This is a genomic window from Afipia sp. GW822-FHT03D08, assembly GCF_058801645.1.
Map to the genome: position 1 here is coordinate 19,464 of NZ_JBXANK010000004.1, position 14,920 is coordinate 34,383.

Genomic DNA, 14,920 nt, shown 5'->3' on the forward strand with positions numbered 1-14,920 from the left:
TCTTCTTTCCGAAGACACCCCCCGGCCCGCGGAGCGGTCGGGCCGGCACAACTGCGGCCGAGCAGCCCTGCACGGCCGGACGAGCGGCCCTGCACGGCCGGACGAGCGGGGCTAACAGCCCTGCGAAGGACGACGGGCCGGGCTCGCGCAGGCGGCGGTTGAGCTCAAGCGTTGCCGGCCTGGCCGATCTGCGAGCGGGCCTTTCTCATCATCCTTTTCCTCACGCCGCGGCGGCCTGCTCGCCGCCACCCTCGACATCGCTTGCCAAGGCTTCTTCCACCTCCGCCAATTGCCGGCGCTTTTCCGCCAGCTCACCGGCGAAGGCGAAATTGCCGTTGTCGCGCGACTGGTAAGAGGCGAGCCTGCGGCGGGCATCGGCGAGGCGCTGGCGGTAGCGCTCGCGCTCGCCTTCGAAATCGTCGAGCGCGTGCTCGAGACGCGAGATCGCGCCGAGCGGCGTGACCGTGACGGGCAGCTCGATCTCGTATTCCGATCCGGTGCGGAGCAGCATGGTGCTATAGCGATAGCCGTCGCGGCCGAAGCGCTCGCCGGAATATTCGAGGTCGAAGCCGCCGATCGACGCGATGATGCTCTCGCCCTCCTGCTGAAGCTGGACGAGGGTCAGGATTTCCTTCATCAGCGCGCGGCCGGCGTCCTTGCGCTCGACATGGCGCTTGCCGGCGATCGTCGCCGCGAAGGCCTCGCCGCTCGTCGGTGTGAGGCGCTCAATATCCTCGCCGATCTCGGCGATGCGACGGGTGCAGAATTCGATGTCGCGCTCGGCGTCGCGGAGCTGGCGGCGCACCGCATGCTGATCGTCGATATGCGCGGCGCGGAGCCGTTCGAGCCGCGCGATGTCGGCTTCGAGCCCGGCTTTGAGCATCAGACGCTGGTCGCCCGATGCGATCGCCTTCGCCATCGCGAACTGGTTGGCCTGGCCTTCGCCGAGGTCCTCCAGACGGCGGATCGAGGTGTCGCCCGAAAGCGCGGCCGCGATGAAGCGTGCCTTGCGCTCATTGTTCTGCCACATCGTGGCGTCGAGTGAGCCTTCGGTCGCATAGGCGAAGACGTCGATGACGTCGTGCTGATTGCCCTGGCGCTCGATCCGCCCCTCGCGCTGGGCGATCTGCGAGGGGAGCCAGGGCACGTCGAGGTGATGCAGCGCCTTCAGGCGGAGCTGCGCGTTGACGCCGGTGCCCATCGTATCGGAGGAGCCGATCAGGAAGCGAACCTTGCCGGCGCGCACGTCGCCGAACAGGCGCTGCTTCGCCTCCGACTTCTTGTAGTCCTGCATGAAGGCGATCTCGGACGCCGGCACGCCCATGCGGATCAGCTCGTCCCTGATCCAGCGATAGGCCGAGAAGCCGCGGCTCTTCTCCACGGAAATGGTCCCGAGATCGGAGAAGATCATCTGCGCGGCGCCGGGCAGCTCATAGGGCTTGCCGTCGGCACGCACATAGGCGTTGTCGGCCGTTTCCCGCCAGATGCGCAGCGCATTGCCGATCATCAGGTTCAGCTTGTTGTCCGCCTCGTCGTCATTGTCCGGATCGACAAGGCGAAGGTCGATCGCGGCATGGCGGCCGTCGGTGATGACGGAGAGCAGGATGTCGTCGCCTGGCTCCGGCGGACGGTCGCGCATCTCGATCGCCTTGATGCGCGCATCGAGCTGGACCTGGTAACGCTTGAAGGCGGCCGTCGGCTTCGCCGTCATGATCTGGCGCTTGCCGGTCGAGATCGCCGGAATCTTCACGTATCGGCGCAGGTCCTCCGCCATGACCACGTCGGCGAAGGACCGGAACATGGCGATCAGCTCGGGGACATTGACGAAGGTCGCGAAGCGCGTGACCGGCTTGTATCTGCCGGAGGGCTGAAGCTCGAGCTCGGTCGAGACGTCGCCGAAGGTTGAGGCCCAGGCGTCGAACTCGTGCAAGCCCCGCTCGCGGAGGGCGGCGTAGCCGAGATAGCGCTGCACCGAATACATCTCGCCGAGCGTGTTGGTGATCGGCGTGCCAGACGCCAGCACGAGCGCGCGGCCGGGATTCTTCGTTTCGATGAATCGGGACTTCACATAGAGGTCCCAGGCACGCTGCGAGCCGTTGGGATCGACGCCCTTCAGCGTCGACATATTCGTGGCGAAGGACAGCTTGCGGAATTCCTGCGCCTCGTCGACGATGATCTGGTCGACGCCGATCTCCGAGATGGTGAGGAGATCATCCTTGCGCGTGGCGAGCGACTCCAGGCGCTCTTTCAGACCCTCCTTCAGCCGTTCGAGGCGCTTGCGCGAGACGCGATCGTCGCTTTCGACCTTGGTCAACAGCGTCTCGTAGAGCTCCAGCTCGTCCTGGATCATCTGCTGCTCGAAAGCCGACGGCACGCCGATGAAGCGGAAGGCCGAGTGCGTGATGATGATCGCGTCCCAGGTCGCGGTCGCCGCCCGCGATGAGAAGCGCTGCCGCTTGTCCTTGCTGAAGTTGGTCTCGTCGGCGACGAGGATGCGGGCGTTCGGATAGAGCGCCAGAAATTCGCGCGCGGCCTGCGCCAGGCAATGACCGGGCACCACAAGCATCGCCTTGGCGATCAGGCCAAGCCGGCGCTGCTCCATGATGGCGGCCGCCATCGTCATGGTTTTGCCGGCGCCGACGGCGTGGGCGAGGTAGGTCGCGCCCGCGGCGATGATGCGCCAGATGCCGCGCTTCTGGTGATCGTAGAGCACGAAGGCGCCGGATGCGCCCGGCAGCTTCAGATGCGAGCCGTCGAAGGCGCGCGGCACGATGTTGTTGAAGCGGTCGTTATAGACCCGCGCCAGCCGATCGGTGCGATCGGGGTCGGTCCAGATCCAGGTCTGGAACGCGGTCTTGATCTTCTGCAGCTTCTCTTTCGCCGCCTCGGTGTCGACGACGTTGAGGACGCGGCGCTCGCTGTCGCCGTCTTTGATCGTGTCGAAGATCTGCGGCACGGACGAATTGAGCGCGTCGGAGAGAAGCTGGCCGGCGTGCCGCCGCTCGGTGCCCCATTCCGACGTGCCGGCGGCGATCCAGCCGAGCTGGCGGGCCTCGACCGTCCACGAGGCCAGTTCCGGCATGTGGTGGATCTTGATGTCCGCGCCCATCGTCTCCTTGACGAAGGCGATGATGTCGTCGGCCGGAATCCACGGCGCGCCGAGCCGCGCCGTGATGTCCGAGGGCCTGAGATCGGCGGGCTGCACATCGCGCAGCGCCGCGACATTGCGCTCGTAGGCTGGATCGAGAGCTACCGCGGCCTCGGCCGCGACGAGCTTTGAGCGGACCGCGCCGGAGAGATAGGCGTCGGCGCTCTGCCAGGAGCCGTCCGACGGATCGCGGAAGATGGCGCTGCCGAGCTCGGCGATCACGTCCTCGACATCGCGATGCAGCAGCTCCGCGATGTGGTCGGGATCGACATGGCCGCGCTCGTTGAGCACGACGGCCAGCGCGTCGACCGCGCTGGTGATGACGGGCGGCGCCGGCGGCGCGATCACGCGCTCGGTGAAGATCGGGCCGGGACGCGCTGTGTCGGATTCGAGGTCGTAATCCTCGATCGAGGCCACGAGCCAGCAATCGGGATCGTCGAGGAAGGGCTGTAGATTCGGACGGCGATGCGTCTCCCGCACCTCGCCGGCTTCCGGGTCCTCGATCGTGGAGACGACGGTCGTGTTGATCGGACCGAAGCTGCGCACGAAATTCGACCAGGCGATCCGCAGCCTGACCTGCGCGTCCTTCCACGGCCGGTCGAACTCCTGGCATTTCAGGACCTCGCGCACGGCCTCGCGGATCGGGATCAGCTTGCTGATAATCCGGACGTGCTTTTCCGGAATCCCGTCGGCGCTGCGGCCCTTGCGGATGGTGACGGCGACGGGACTGCCGTCGAGGACCTGCATCAGGCCGTGGCGGGTATCGAGGAGGTAGCTCCCCTCCCGCGCCGTATGGCTTCCGCCGCCGGCCGCCTGCGCTGAGGGCGCCTCGTCCTCCGCATCGAAGTCGACCGGCTCCGGCTCGCCGTCATAGTGGTCATCCGGAAGAGAAGTGATCGCAGCGGCGAGCGCGGATTCGAGATCCGCGCCGGCATTGGGTAGGCAAGTGTAGGTCTCGCCGAACGGACCGGAGGTCAGCGCGTGTGCGCCGAGCACCATGTCGGTATGGCGGGCGAACCAGCGATTGACGCGGATGGCGCCCTCGTCCGCGGTCGCGGCGCGCACCTCATCGAGATCGAGCCAGGAGAGGTCGCCCTCCGCTTCGCCATGCTTGCGCCGGCGGAAGAACAGCACGTCGACCACGACGTCGGTGCCGGCGTCGGCGCGGAAGCTGCCCTCGGGCAGGCGGATCGCGCCGATGAGATCGGCGTGCTTCGCGATCTCCTCGCGCGCGCCGCTATCGGCCTTGTCCATCGTGCCGTGCGAGGTGACGAAGGCCGCGAGCGCGCCCGGCTTCAGCAGCCGGATAGCCTTGACGATGAAATAGTCGTGGAGGCGCAGGCCGAGGGAGCGCAGCGCGCGATCCGAGCGCACGGTGCGATTGGAGAACGGCGGGTTGCCGACGACAAGATCGAACCGCGCCGGCAGCTCCGTGCGCGCGAAGTCGCCGGTGACGATCCGCGCGCGCGGCTGCAGAAGTCGGGCGATACGCGCGGTGACGGGATCGAGCTCAACGCCGGTGACATGGCTGAGGTCACGCAGCTCCTCCGGCATGAGCGCGGGAAACAGGCCGGTGCCGATGCCAGGCTCGAGCACGCGGCCGCCACGCCAGCCGAACCGCTGCACGCCCGCCCAGATGGCGCGGACGATGAACTCCGGCGTGAAATGGGCATACTGCGTGCAGCGCGCCAGCGAGGCGTAGTCGGCATCGTCGACGGCATCCTGCAGCTCGGCGCCGATCTCGTCCCAGCCTTTCGCGAAGGCGGTCTCGCCCGGGTGGCGGAAGACGCCATTGGCGAGCTCGGAGGCGCCGAAGCCGGTGAAGCGGATCAGCCGCTCCTGCTCATCGCGGGTGGCGGGCCGTTCAGCGGCCTCGATCTCTGCGGCGAGGCGCACCGCCACGATGCTGTCGCGGGCGCGCTGCTTCCAGCCCCTCGCGAGGCCGCGGTCGCCGGCGAGATGAAAATTGGCGCCCCGATTGCGTGAACCGGATCGAGCGGGCCGCGCCGGTGCGGCCGCCGGCGCCGCAGGGGACAGCGGCGGCGGATCGTCGTCGGGATCGTCATCGCCGGTGATGTCGGCGGCGAAGGCGGTGACGCCGAGGCCGAGGCCCGACGACAGCGCCGTGTTTCCGAAGAGGTCGAGGGTGAAGGGGTCGTCCTGCGCCATTGGGAAAGTCCTTTTGCTGGGCGCGCGCGACCGCGCCGCCGACGCGGAGCGCGGCGGACGGGGCGGCGTTGCGGGATTGACGGGAGGGGCCGGCGCGAGCGGCCGGCTGCGGAAATGCGGAGCCCGGCGCGCGGCCGGGCTGTTCGCAGGTCGAGGGTGGCGGCGCGGGGCTAAGCCGCGATCGTCTCGGGCAGATGCCGGAGCTGAACCGGCAGCTTCGCCGCGATCTCGGCGTCGCTGAGCTCGTCGAGCAGCTTCAGCACGGTGCCGTGCCGGCCGGCATAGACGAGCATGGTGCGGCGGCCGCGCATGGCGGCGGGCCAGCGTTCGCCGGCATAGCCGCGATAGTCGTCATGCGTGCTCGACCAGATGTGCTCGAGCCGTTCTTCGCGCGTCATGGCGCGGACCGGCCGCGACTCGCGCTCGATGATCGCGGCCTTCATCCGGTCGGGCGACGCGCGGTCGGAGAGGTCGCAATAGCCGTGAAACCAGCGAAGGCGACCGTCGATGACAAGCGCGAAGAAGATGCTGGTCACGCTGTCCGTCATGAACTCGCGCAGCGCGAACAGATCGGCGCGCATGAACAGCGGCGGCAGGATCTCGAGCATGTAGTCGTGCTCGGCTTCGGCGATCTCGAACCACTCTCCAGCGAAGAGCTGTGCGCATTCACCTGCGCCATAGGCGGGATCGCCGCGATGGCGGTTGAACATGCGGTACATCTCATGGCGCGTGGCGACGCCCTGGAAGACCTTGCGGATTGTCGGGACGGCGTGCATGGTGGCTCCTTTCAGCCTTGCGGGCCGAAGCGCGAGCGATCGCCTGATCCCTCATCATTTCAGCCCTTCATCACGCCTTCCCGCGGGCCGCCTCTCCGGTCCGGCGGGTCAAGGGCCGCGGCACGCGGGCGAAGCCTCCCTTGACGCGCCGGCCGGGCATGCGGCATCGCGCCTTCATTCCTCTTCTTTCCTCCCTTCTTTTTCCTCCTCCGCGAGACGCCGCTCGGCATTGCCGATCGCGCCGAGCGCGGCCTTGAAGAGCGCCGAGCCTCGTTCCTCCGCGAGATCCGTGGCGGCCACGGCGGCGAGGCTCGCGGCGTGGATGTCGTCGTCGCTCACCGCATCCGGCGACAGGCGCGTCAGCGCACCGTCATAGGCGATGACCTCGCCGATCATCGTGCGCACTTCGGCTTCGTCGAAACGCAGGAGCACATGACTGGGCGGCGCGGCCGCCGCGGCGGCTTCGTCGCGGAATTGCGTGATCATCTCGTCGGTCGCGCAGGATCGGATCGCGTCGGCGGTGATGAGGGTGGCCATGCCGCCGAATCCGTCCGGACGCATCCGCGAGCAGGTGAACGCCGACGTCACGACGATTTCCCCGAGCGTTGGCGATCGCCGCACGATGTCCTGGAAGATCGTCGCCCATGACGTCATGGATAGGTCGAGCTCGATGTGGGTGTCGGCATCGGCGGTCTCCGCCAGGCGCTCTGCGGCGATGGAGTCGAGAACGCAGTCGACGCCGGCCGAATCCCGGTGCGCGGCGCGCAGCTCGGCTGGGTCGACCTCGATGCACTCGGCGGGGCTTTCCTCGGCGAAGAAATAGAGCCCGTCGCCGTCAGGCTCGGCCTCGAAGATGTGCGAGAGCACGAGCCGCTCGAGCGGCGTCATGTCGGGGTTGGAAATCGTCGTCTGCAAGACGGTCGGCACGAAGTAGCTGGCCATGTCGGCCTCCTGAAAATGACAAAGCCCGGCAGGGCCGGGCGTGATTGCGGGGATGGTGGATGCCGGCGCCGGATCAGTCCGGATCGCGGGCGCCGGCGAGGATGGCTTCGGCCTTGGCGATCGCGGACACGGCGCGGTCCTGCCAATAGGCGCGATCCGACGCCTCGGCGCCGCTCAGCACCTTCACCAGGCCGAGCAGCACCTCGAAGTGATCGGCCTTGCGCTGCACGGTCTCGCGATAGTGCGATGGGACCGGCACGGACGGGCCCCTATAGGCGCTATCGCGGCCTTCCCAGACGCCGGTGACATAGGTCTCGCCGGCGGTCTCGTAGTCGTGCTTCTCGTTGTCCCAGTCGTCGTCCTCGACGGCGAGCCGGCAGGCCTCGGCGAGGCTCTCCGCCTCGTAATTGCGCTGCCGATAGACCGGCAGGCGATAGGTGGTTTCGATCGTGAAGATGGGCATCGGAGTCGTCCTTCCCTTCGGGTGTTGAAGACACCCTCGGGGCGGCCGCCTCTCCGGTCCGGCGGGTCAAGGGCCGCTGGCCAAGCGGGCGAAGCCCCCCTTGACGCGCCGGCCGGGCATGCGGCAGCGACGCCATTCCCTCTTTCCGCCGATACCCTCTTGCCCGCTTCGTCGACCCTTCGAGCGGTAGGGTTGAGAGCGGGTCGTCAGCCGGCGGCCGCAAGCGGCTCAGCGAGCCGGGCGAGCAGCAAGTTCAGGTCCTCGTTCCAATCGCCGGCGCGCGGTCGCGCGCGTGCATAGGTCGCGCTCGTCTGGGCCGCGATCGCCTGGACGCGCTCGGCATAGACATCACCCTGGCGATTGTTGTCGGTCGCCGCGACGAGATGCGTGTTCGGTCGTGCCGCCAAGCGGCGGATCGAATCCTCACTTGCAGGAGACCAGCCGCCGCCGGTGCTGACGTAGAGCGTATCGTGCCGCATGACCTGGATCGCGGCGAGACTCATGGCATCGATCGCCGCTTCAGTGATGCAGACGCGCGCGGCGGCCGACGGGCCGAGCCGGAACAGCTCTTTGGCCCCGCCGGTCGCATATCCGCGCCATTGGGGGCCGCGCTCCTCCCAGCCGACCACGATGCCGTTCTCGCTGCGATGAGCCGCCCACATGCTGCCATGCGGCCCCTCGCGGACCATGCCTTGGCCGACCGCCACGGCGACGATCGTATCGGGAAGCCCGCGTGTCTCGGTGAGATAGCGCCAGGTCGCCGAGCCTGACCGCGGCAGACTCCGACGCGCCCAGCGGTCGGCGATGGAGCTAAGCGGGGAGGACCGGACCTCGCGCTGCCACGCGAGCGGGGTGGGCACGAACCCGACCAGGGACGCGACCCATGCGCAGGCTTCGGGAAAGCCCTGCGCACCGAGATGCTCGGCGAGATCAAACACGTCGCCTTTCGCGGTCGACAACGGGTCAAACCAGCCGCGATCGTTGTGAATGACGATAATGATATTGGCATCGCGGCGGAATTTCACGGCGCGCCGCGTGCTCTCCTTTAGATCGATTTTCCAGCCGTCCTGTTGAAGCAGCGCGGCGCAACCGACCTTGCTTCGCAGTTCTTCGATTTCCCTTTTCTCCATCGCCTTCACCGGGCGCGCATCGCACATACCCCGGTCCCTTCTTCGGTTGACCTGCCTCGCCTTATCCCGAGGGCACGGCGCCCGTCTGCCGCGAAGCGTGCCGGATGCAAGGGCGCGCTGGCAAGCCGTCGCGGCCCGAGATCTCGACCGCGGCGAAGCCTCCCTTGCATCCAGCAACGCGCCAGCGGCATCGATCACCAATTCGACAAAACGGGCACCACGTACTTTGCCGGCAACCTGCGCTCTGGTCGGAATTGGCATGCGGAATGAGAAGCCGAGATCAGCGAAGCCCGGCGGCCTTTTGGGTGGAGGCGAGCGAACGGGCGTCTGGTGTGGTGACGAAGTCGGCGAACGCGGTAGGTCCGCGGCCTATATTCGCCCTCGCTCGCCAGCGGCGGCGACGGAGATCACACACAATCGACGAATTCAAGCTTCAGACTCATCGGACGACGCGAGCGCTCCTTGCCTGGCAATCGATGGTTTACCGAAATTGATCTAGAAGCCGAGCGAACGAACGGTTATGAGTCGAGTGGGGCAGTACGCGCTGCCCTGGGGCGTCGAAACCCCTGCTAGCGGTTGGTGCCGGCCGACACGGCACCGCACTCCTTGACCTTATGGTCGGGGAGCCTGTGGCGTATGCAACAGGTTCACCCGAACTAAAGGCCACAGGGCCGTCTAGCACGGTTTCGAACTCCCCGATCACCAAGAGTCAGAGAGGGTTCGTTTGCGGGGGCGTACCGCAGGCACCTCCCCACGGAGGATCGAGTGATCAGGGCCAAGGCGCGAGGGCGCACTTCTCTTGAATCGCGCACGATTGAGGCTCATCGCGCCTATGTGCAGGCGTTGGTGGAGTGGGAACGGGTTTTTCACCTCGGCACCTGCTCGGTCTGCCGCCCCGAGGGTCTCACCGACGAAGAGCACGGCATTCAGTGCGAATTGGCCGAGGCGCAAAAGGAGCGGCGGCGGATGACTTTTCGGGAACGCTGCGACGAATTGGGCTACATGCCGTCAGGGGCAAAAACCTCGCTTCCTCTTCACGCGTCTTGTGGAGCGGTTCCGCGAAGACGAAAAAATTGATTGGCGCAAAGAACCGGGCCGTGGTGCAAAATCTGGTTTTGCGATGCCCCGGCGTAGCGTTATTGGCTAGCGCCGTGTTTATTCGGCGGGTTTCAGGGTCAAAATCTTAGCACGACCAGAAGCGGATCAAGAACAAAGGCAGATGACCTGGCGACCTTTATAGCGATGATAGTGTCGCCGCGATCGCACCTGAGCTAAGTCCGCCGAAGAGTTGCCGTACTAATAGGCGTTTCGTTTTTTCACTTATTGAAATATCTCCAAGAACGGACAACGCGCGCGCTAGTCTGATTGCAATGGACCTTTGTGCCCATACCGCGCTGGCGATGGACATGACCAACTCGGCTCTGTCATCTGGTCGAGGTGCATTTCATGCTGATGGTCATTCCAGGCTCGGACGTCGGTCGATACGAGACATTGATGGACCGCGCCTTTCGGTTTCGGCATTCAATTTTTGTCGAAGAAAAGGGCTGGGAGGAACTGCGCCAGCCGGGCGGTCGCGAGCGCGATCGATTCGACGATCGGCATGCAATCCATCACATCTGTCTGCGCGACGAGGAGATCGTCGGCTATCAGCGGCTGTTACCAACCACTCGCCCGCATTTATTGAGCGATGTGTTGACGGATCTGTGCCGGCACACGCCGCCACGCGGCGAACATGTGTTCGAGTGGACACGCTTCAGCGTTGCGCGTAGCTATCGCGAACACCGACCGCGAGGTGACAGTCCCTTTCTCGAACTCGCCCAAGGCGTCGTCGAATGGGGCATTGAGCATCAGGTTGACACAGTCACGGTCGCGATCGACTGGCGGTTGATGCTAATCGCGATGCAATTGCGGTTCTTCGTCCGATCACTCGGTTTTCCCCAGCGTATTGGCCGCGACGAAGTTGTTGCCCTGCGCATGTCCTTCAACCGCGAGACCCTTGAAACAATCCGGGCCGCGCGAGGCTCCAACGAGTCGGTGCTGCCGATGTCTAACTGGCCGTCAGTTGCCTGATGGTCCGTATCAGCATGGAGTTATTCTATGATAAGAACTGCGGATACCAAGATCATCGCTCACGAACTTCACGCCCGCTATGAACATTCGCGGGCAGTGACGCTGATCGGTCGCACCTTGCAAAAAGCTCTGTTCGCCGGGCGCTCCGACGAGGTTGTGTTTTGGGCCCTGGTTCATGCTCATTATCGTGGCGGAGATCTCTGTTCGTCGACCGAGGAGGAACTCAATTATTTTGCTCCCTGGATCATCCGCGACCCTTCCGAGAAAAACTGATTTGGGCGGTACCTAGACGTCTGTCGGATTGACGATGATCGACGCTGTCGATGGCGGTGGCGGATTGGCGGCTATACCGGTCGAGGTCGGAAAATCGCCCGGCCCGGTCGGCGTCTGCTGGCAAACCGCCGACTGGTCTCCGGTGAAGCAGGAGGCGTCATATCCGGCGCCGCGGATGAGGTAGCTGCATACGCTTACCCCGTTGCCATCCTTGACGTTGCGGGCATTGCAATCGCCGCTCGCAGCGTAGTTTGCGAGCTTCCCGCGCTGGCCGCAGCCGAACTGGCAGGCCATGAGGATGGAAGATTGGTCGATCGTGGCGCAGCGGCCGCCGTAACATACCTGCTGTCCGATCAGCGAGGTCATGCCGTTACTCTGCGCCTTCGACCACTCATTCTGTTCGTACCGGGTCCAGGCGGCGACTTGGGCGGAGGGGTCGTTGAGAAAGCTTTGCGCGCTGCCGCTGTAATAGCGTTCGAAGGTGCCGGGGCAAAATTGGAATGCTCCGAGGCAGCCGAACTGATTTGTGGTGCCGAAATTTCCTTCGCTGCTGGACACTTTCGCAGCGAAATCCGCACAGTTCGACGGGATGCCCGCCGCAGTAAGATTGGCGGCTGATTCTCCGGCGAACGCTGCCGCCCCCGACAGACACAGCAGGAGACCCGCATCGGCCAGGATGCCGCGAACGGCGCGCGCTGTCATGGCTTGCCCTCCGGAATCGCAAAGGTGAAATCGCCGTTGACGAGCGTCTTCCCGTCGTCGGTCAACGCGAAGGGACGCTGTGCGAACGCCGCCTGCGCCTGGTCGGCGGCCATCGCGGCGAAGCGCGGATCATCAGGAGGCACGATCTGATGCATCATATCGTTGACCAGGACGGTCGGCTGCTGATGGGGGGCGACGCGCACAAGGCGGGTAGGGCAGGTGCCGGATGTGCAGTCGTCGTTCCAAATCTGCGAGATCAAGAAGTCGCCGCGCGGCGTGCGCAATTCATATTCGTGAATGGTCACGGTGCCGGACGAGCCGGCCGCGAGCGCATCACCCGTCCAGACCTTGTCGGGGTCCTGGGTCACGTTGCGATACGAGGTCTTGTATCTGAAAGCCGCGTCGGCCGCGGCTGCTGGCACCGCGCCGACAAGGGCGGTCGCAGCAAGCAGACAGATCATCCGAGAGTGCATTTTCTATTGTTCTCCTCAATCCGCGTCGCGGCGGTTCAGCGGCACATCCAGCGAGCAGCCGTCGACAGCCTTATGGTTGACGATCATGCCCGTCTTCAACGTCCGGTTCGGAACGTCGTAGGATGCATAGGCCGCGGACACCGTCGGATCAGGCGATGCGCCTGGCTCAAGCTCAAGGAAGCAAGCGCGGCCGCCCTCGAGAGTGCGCACCTGGATCCCCTCGTAAATCGCAATCCGCATGGGGCAGAGCTTCACCGTCGCACGCGCCTGCGGCACCGCGGTCTTGATCGTGCATCCAATCGCCGTGTTGAGGATACTGAGGACAACGGAACGACCGCGGCTCCAGATGACGAAATGGGCTTCGGTGACGGGCGCATTGCCGCCCGCGAAGCGATGATCCCCACGCTGCCGATAGCCTTGGTTGTTGCGTTCGATCGCGTCCTTCCAGATGTCGGTGTAGGTGGCGGTCGCGCGAGAGGGCAGCTGAAGATCCGCATATGCCATCGGTCGCCACGTCCCCGGATCGGGCGTCACCGTTTGCGCGCGGGCTTGGGTGTTCATCATCCCTGCGATCTCAATCGCCAGGACAAAAATGGCAGAGCTGCGAAAGGCCGGCGATGTACCTTTAATACAACATCTAATATAATGACTCAACTGCCTTGCCGCGCTCATTGTGCCGCCTGCTATTCGTAGCGGTCGCGGCCGGGCAGCCACCGCCAGAAATCCTTCGGCGAACGCTCCCGATTGCGCCATGGCACCACGCTGCGCGGCGGGTAGACGGGCTGCATGTTCCAGACGTCGCCGTAGTAATAGAAATTTACCGCTTCGCGGCGAAGGCGACGGCCACTGCCGTCCAGAAAATCCGTCGCGCAATGGACGACGGGACCACGGTAGCGGATCACACGGGCGGTTTGTTCGTCCAGCGCGCCCGGCTTGCACCCGAACAGCCACACCGATGCGGGGAAGTTGCCTTCCCTGGCAGAGCCGGCGAGAAGCCGACGATAGGCCGCGTTCGCCTCCGGCTGGGTCGGATAGGGAAAACGCTCGGTAAGGATGGGGGCAAACGTCGACCGATCGGGGGCATATTCCAGACGGCCGGGCTTGACGGCGGCGGGCGTGTACATCGGTTCGCGCGCGGGCGGCCCATAGTCCGTCACCGGCCATGGCTGCGGCGCGGCGCAGGCTGACAGCACGAGCATGATGGGAAGAGAGAGAACGACGGCGATACGGCTCATGGCGTTGTCTCGAACCGGGCGAGCGGCGGCGCGGCCGGGCGTTTGGCACGCCACTCCCAGGGCATCTGGAATGTGCTCGACCAGAGCCCCCGATAGGCTTTGCGCGCGTCCTGCTCGGCTTGGACGTAGGCACGGATCGCCGGGTCCCTGTCCGTTCCGGGGAGCGCTACGGCGATGCCGGCGCGCAACATATCGGCAGCGATGTCGGGATGGCCCGCCGTGGCGCACCGCACCAGGTGCTCTGACGCCTCGTCCCGCAATGTCCTGCAGGCGAGCCAGGCGTTGAGGGTCGCCGTGACGAGCCACGATGTCGCCATCGTGCCGCACGGCCAGCGCTGCCTGCCCAAGCGCGCGGTCTGCTCCGGCGCGCAGGTATCAATGCCGTAGAGCCGGTAGGCCGCGCCCGTCTCGATATCGCGGAACCGCACCCCATCGATGACCTCGACCCGCAGCGGCGGCGATTGAAGCGGCAGCTGCGGCGCGTAAATGCCCTCGTTCCGATCGGCCGGCTGCGCGCCAGCCTCGGTTGTCGTCGCGGTCGCCAGGAGCGAGATGGCGAGAAACACGGTGTCACGCCGCGGCATCGTCGCGCGCACCGAGATCGAGCTTGTGGAAGACGTTGGCGATGATGTCGGTCGTATAGATCGTCTCGCCGTCCTTCTTGTAGGAGCCGTCGGCGATGCGGCATTCGGCATAGACCGGATCGCCTTTCGCGACATTGGCGATGACCCAGGCCGCGGCTTTTTCATTGAGGATGCTGACCGTTACCCAGTCGGTCTCCTCGTGCCGCTCGCCCTTGGCGTCAGTCCACCCGCGGTCGGTCGCGATGTGGACCTTGGCGGCTTTGTTAAACGCCTTCGGCGCCTGCCCGACAAAGCCACGGACGATGAAGAGATTTGTGGTTCGCATGGTCGCTCCTCGTGCTGACGTTGATCCTATGGGGTCGCTGGGTTTGCTCCTGGCATCCCGGACGCGGGAGCAGGCGAAGCCTGCCGCAGGGCGCGCAGAATGATCGCGTTCGGATCGGGGAGGTCGGCGAACGCCCACAATCCCGCCTTGGATCTCTGGGCTACGAGCTGGGCCACGAAGTACGGCGCGTGAACCGGCTGGCCGTCCGGTTTGAGCGCGGCGAAGGCGAAGCCGGTTGAAATCAGAGCTGTGCCGAGATCGATGCGTGAGCCCGCCGCGGCGCCCTTGCTCGGGCTGGCCAGGCAGAACACGAAGACGGTTCGCAGCTGCGGCGATTCGGCCGCGTCGTAGCACTGCGGTCTGAGATCGCGAACCAGTGCGACAAGCATGGCGAGCGAAGCCTCGCCGCAGTCGCGCTTGAGGCCGTGGCCGTTGGTGAAGCTCGTGTCACGCAGGCAGGCCTGGACGCCATAAAGACGATAGGTCACGTCGCCGGCCGACCAGCTGTCGCCTGTCAGATAGATGGCGTCCGCTGGAACTGGAAACCAGGGCGACGCGGATTGCGCCGTCACCATTGTTGCGGTGAGTGGCAGGGCCAGAATCGTGGCCATCAGCCATGCCCGGCCCATT

Annotated in this window: 15 protein-coding genes; 3 read left to right on the forward strand and 12 right to left on the reverse strand. The window is 65.5% G+C overall.

The genetic code is table 11. From position 1 onward, the window contains the following. Positions 1–220: 220 nt before the first annotated feature. The 5 genes from AC1RM7_RS22925 to AC1RM7_RS22945 all read right to left on the reverse strand — a co-directional run bounded on the left by AC1RM7_RS22925 (position 221) and on the right by AC1RM7_RS22945 (position 8,628). Complete coding sequence (locus AC1RM7_RS22925) at positions 221–5,317, reverse strand: helicase-like domain-containing protein (protein WP_393986233.1); 5,097 nt, start codon at positions 5,315–5,317, stop codon at positions 221–223. A 170-nt stretch (positions 5,318–5,487) separates the two neighbouring features. Continuing rightward, positions 5,488–6,093: a DUF1419 domain-containing protein gene (locus tag AC1RM7_RS22930; RefSeq protein WP_393986234.1), complete on the reverse strand. Its 606-nt coding sequence runs from the start codon at positions 6,091–6,093 to the stop codon at positions 5,488–5,490. Positions 6,094–6,267: 174 nt separating this feature from the next. Beyond that, positions 6,268–7,035, reverse strand: a complete 768-nt coding sequence (locus tag AC1RM7_RS22935; protein ID WP_393986235.1) for a hypothetical protein — start codon at positions 7,033–7,035, stop codon at positions 6,268–6,270. A 73-nt stretch (positions 7,036–7,108) separates the two neighbouring features. After that, positions 7,109–7,498, reverse strand: a complete 390-nt coding sequence (locus tag AC1RM7_RS22940) for a hypothetical protein (RefSeq protein WP_137901530.1) — start codon at positions 7,496–7,498, stop codon at positions 7,109–7,111. Positions 7,499–7,704: 206 nt separating this feature from the next. Then, positions 7,705–8,628 carry a DUF3991 and toprim domain-containing protein gene (locus AC1RM7_RS22945; RefSeq protein WP_137901607.1) on the reverse strand — a complete coding sequence of 308 codons (924 nt, stop codon included), beginning with the start codon at positions 8,626–8,628 and terminating at the stop codon, positions 7,705–7,707. Positions 8,629–9,393: 765 nt separating this feature from the next. Here AC1RM7_RS22945 and AC1RM7_RS22950 point away from each other — a divergent pair. From AC1RM7_RS22950 to AC1RM7_RS22960, 3 genes are all read left to right on the forward strand, one after another. After that, entirely contained in the window at positions 9,394–9,705 is a 312-nt protein-coding gene (locus AC1RM7_RS22950; RefSeq protein WP_081758552.1) for a transcriptional repressor TraM, read from the forward strand. A 369-nt stretch (positions 9,706–10,074) separates the two neighbouring features. Continuing rightward, on the forward strand, positions 10,075–10,698 hold the full coding sequence (locus AC1RM7_RS22955) for an acyl-homoserine-lactone synthase (protein WP_137901531.1): 624 nt from the start codon (positions 10,075–10,077) through the stop codon (positions 10,696–10,698). A 27-nt stretch (positions 10,699–10,725) separates the two neighbouring features. Continuing rightward, the gene (locus AC1RM7_RS22960; protein ID WP_024921636.1) at positions 10,726–10,971 is read left to right on the forward strand and encodes a hypothetical protein; all 246 of its coding nucleotides are present in this window, start codon (positions 10,726–10,728) and stop codon (positions 10,969–10,971) included. Positions 10,972–10,983: 12 nt separating this feature from the next. Here AC1RM7_RS22960 and AC1RM7_RS22965 read toward each other — a convergent pair whose 3' ends face one another. The 7 genes from AC1RM7_RS22965 to AC1RM7_RS22995 are packed head-to-tail and all read right to left on the reverse strand — an operon-like array spanning position 10,984 to position 14,919. Continuing rightward, entirely contained in the window at positions 10,984–11,673 is a 690-nt protein-coding gene (locus AC1RM7_RS22965) for an acyltransferase (RefSeq protein WP_137901532.1), read from the reverse strand. Next, on the reverse strand, positions 11,670–12,146 hold the full coding sequence (locus AC1RM7_RS22970; RefSeq protein ID WP_492839525.1) for a hypothetical protein: 477 nt from the start codon (positions 12,144–12,146) through the stop codon (positions 11,670–11,672). Before AC1RM7_RS22970 ends, AC1RM7_RS22965 begins: the two co-directional genes overlap by 4 nt. Before the next feature lie 15 nt (positions 12,147–12,161). Further along, positions 12,162–12,818, reverse strand: a complete 657-nt coding sequence (locus tag AC1RM7_RS22975) for a hypothetical protein (RefSeq protein ID WP_492839523.1) — start codon at positions 12,816–12,818, stop codon at positions 12,162–12,164. Between the two features lie 11 nt (positions 12,819–12,829). After that, positions 12,830–13,381, reverse strand: a complete 552-nt coding sequence (locus AC1RM7_RS22980) for a hypothetical protein (protein ID WP_137901535.1) — start codon at positions 13,379–13,381, stop codon at positions 12,830–12,832. Then, positions 13,378–13,947, reverse strand: coding sequence for a thermonuclease family protein (locus AC1RM7_RS22985; RefSeq protein ID WP_393986238.1), 570 nt, complete (start codon positions 13,945–13,947; stop codon positions 13,378–13,380). Before AC1RM7_RS22985 ends, AC1RM7_RS22980 begins: the two co-directional genes overlap by 4 nt. A 4-nt stretch (positions 13,948–13,951) precedes the next feature. Further along, the gene (locus tag AC1RM7_RS22990) at positions 13,952–14,290 is read right to left on the reverse strand and encodes a single-stranded DNA-binding protein (RefSeq protein WP_137901537.1); all 339 of its coding nucleotides are present in this window, start codon (positions 14,288–14,290) and stop codon (positions 13,952–13,954) included. 26 nt (positions 14,291–14,316) lie between these two features. Continuing rightward, positions 14,317–14,919, reverse strand: a complete 603-nt coding sequence (locus tag AC1RM7_RS22995; RefSeq protein ID WP_393986239.1) for a thermonuclease family protein — start codon at positions 14,917–14,919, stop codon at positions 14,317–14,319. Position 14,920 lies beyond the last annotated feature (1 nt).

Bases quoted from the DNA above. Each gene is read 5' to 3' on its own strand.
- AC1RM7_RS22925 (WP_393986233.1), bottom strand. From the start codon at position 5,317: ATGGCGCAGGACGACCCCTTCACCCTCGACCTCTTCGGAAACACGGCG.
- AC1RM7_RS22930 (WP_393986234.1), bottom strand. From the start codon at position 6,093: ATGCACGCCGTCCCGACAATCCGCAAGGTCTTCCAGGGCGTCGCCACG.
- AC1RM7_RS22935 (WP_393986235.1), bottom strand. From the start codon at position 7,035: ATGGCCAGCTACTTCGTGCCGACCGTCTTGCAGACGACGATTTCCAAC.
- AC1RM7_RS22940 (WP_137901530.1), bottom strand. From the start codon at position 7,498: ATGCCCATCTTCACGATCGAAACCACCTATCGCCTGCCGGTCTATCGG.
- AC1RM7_RS22945 (WP_137901607.1), bottom strand. From the start codon at position 8,628: ATGGAGAAAAGGGAAATCGAAGAACTGCGAAGCAAGGTCGGTTGCGCC.
- AC1RM7_RS22955 (WP_137901531.1), top strand. From the start codon at position 10,075: ATGCTGATGGTCATTCCAGGCTCGGACGTCGGTCGATACGAGACATTG.
- AC1RM7_RS22960 (WP_024921636.1), top strand. From the start codon at position 10,726: ATGATAAGAACTGCGGATACCAAGATCATCGCTCACGAACTTCACGCC.
- AC1RM7_RS22965 (WP_137901532.1), bottom strand. From the start codon at position 11,673: ATGACAGCGCGCGCCGTTCGCGGCATCCTGGCCGATGCGGGTCTCCTG.
- AC1RM7_RS22970 (WP_492839525.1), bottom strand. From the start codon at position 12,146: ATGCACTCTCGGATGATCTGTCTGCTTGCTGCGACCGCCCTTGTCGGC.
- AC1RM7_RS22975 (WP_492839523.1), bottom strand. From the start codon at position 12,818: ATGAGCGCGGCAAGGCAGTTGAGTCATTATATTAGATGTTGTATTAAA.
- AC1RM7_RS22980 (WP_137901535.1), bottom strand. From the start codon at position 13,381: ATGAGCCGTATCGCCGTCGTTCTCTCTCTTCCCATCATGCTCGTGCTG.
- AC1RM7_RS22990 (WP_137901537.1), bottom strand. From the start codon at position 14,290: ATGCGAACCACAAATCTCTTCATCGTCCGTGGCTTTGTCGGGCAGGCG.
- AC1RM7_RS22995 (WP_393986239.1), bottom strand. From the start codon at position 14,919: ATGGGCCGGGCATGGCTGATGGCCACGATTCTGGCCCTGCCACTCACC.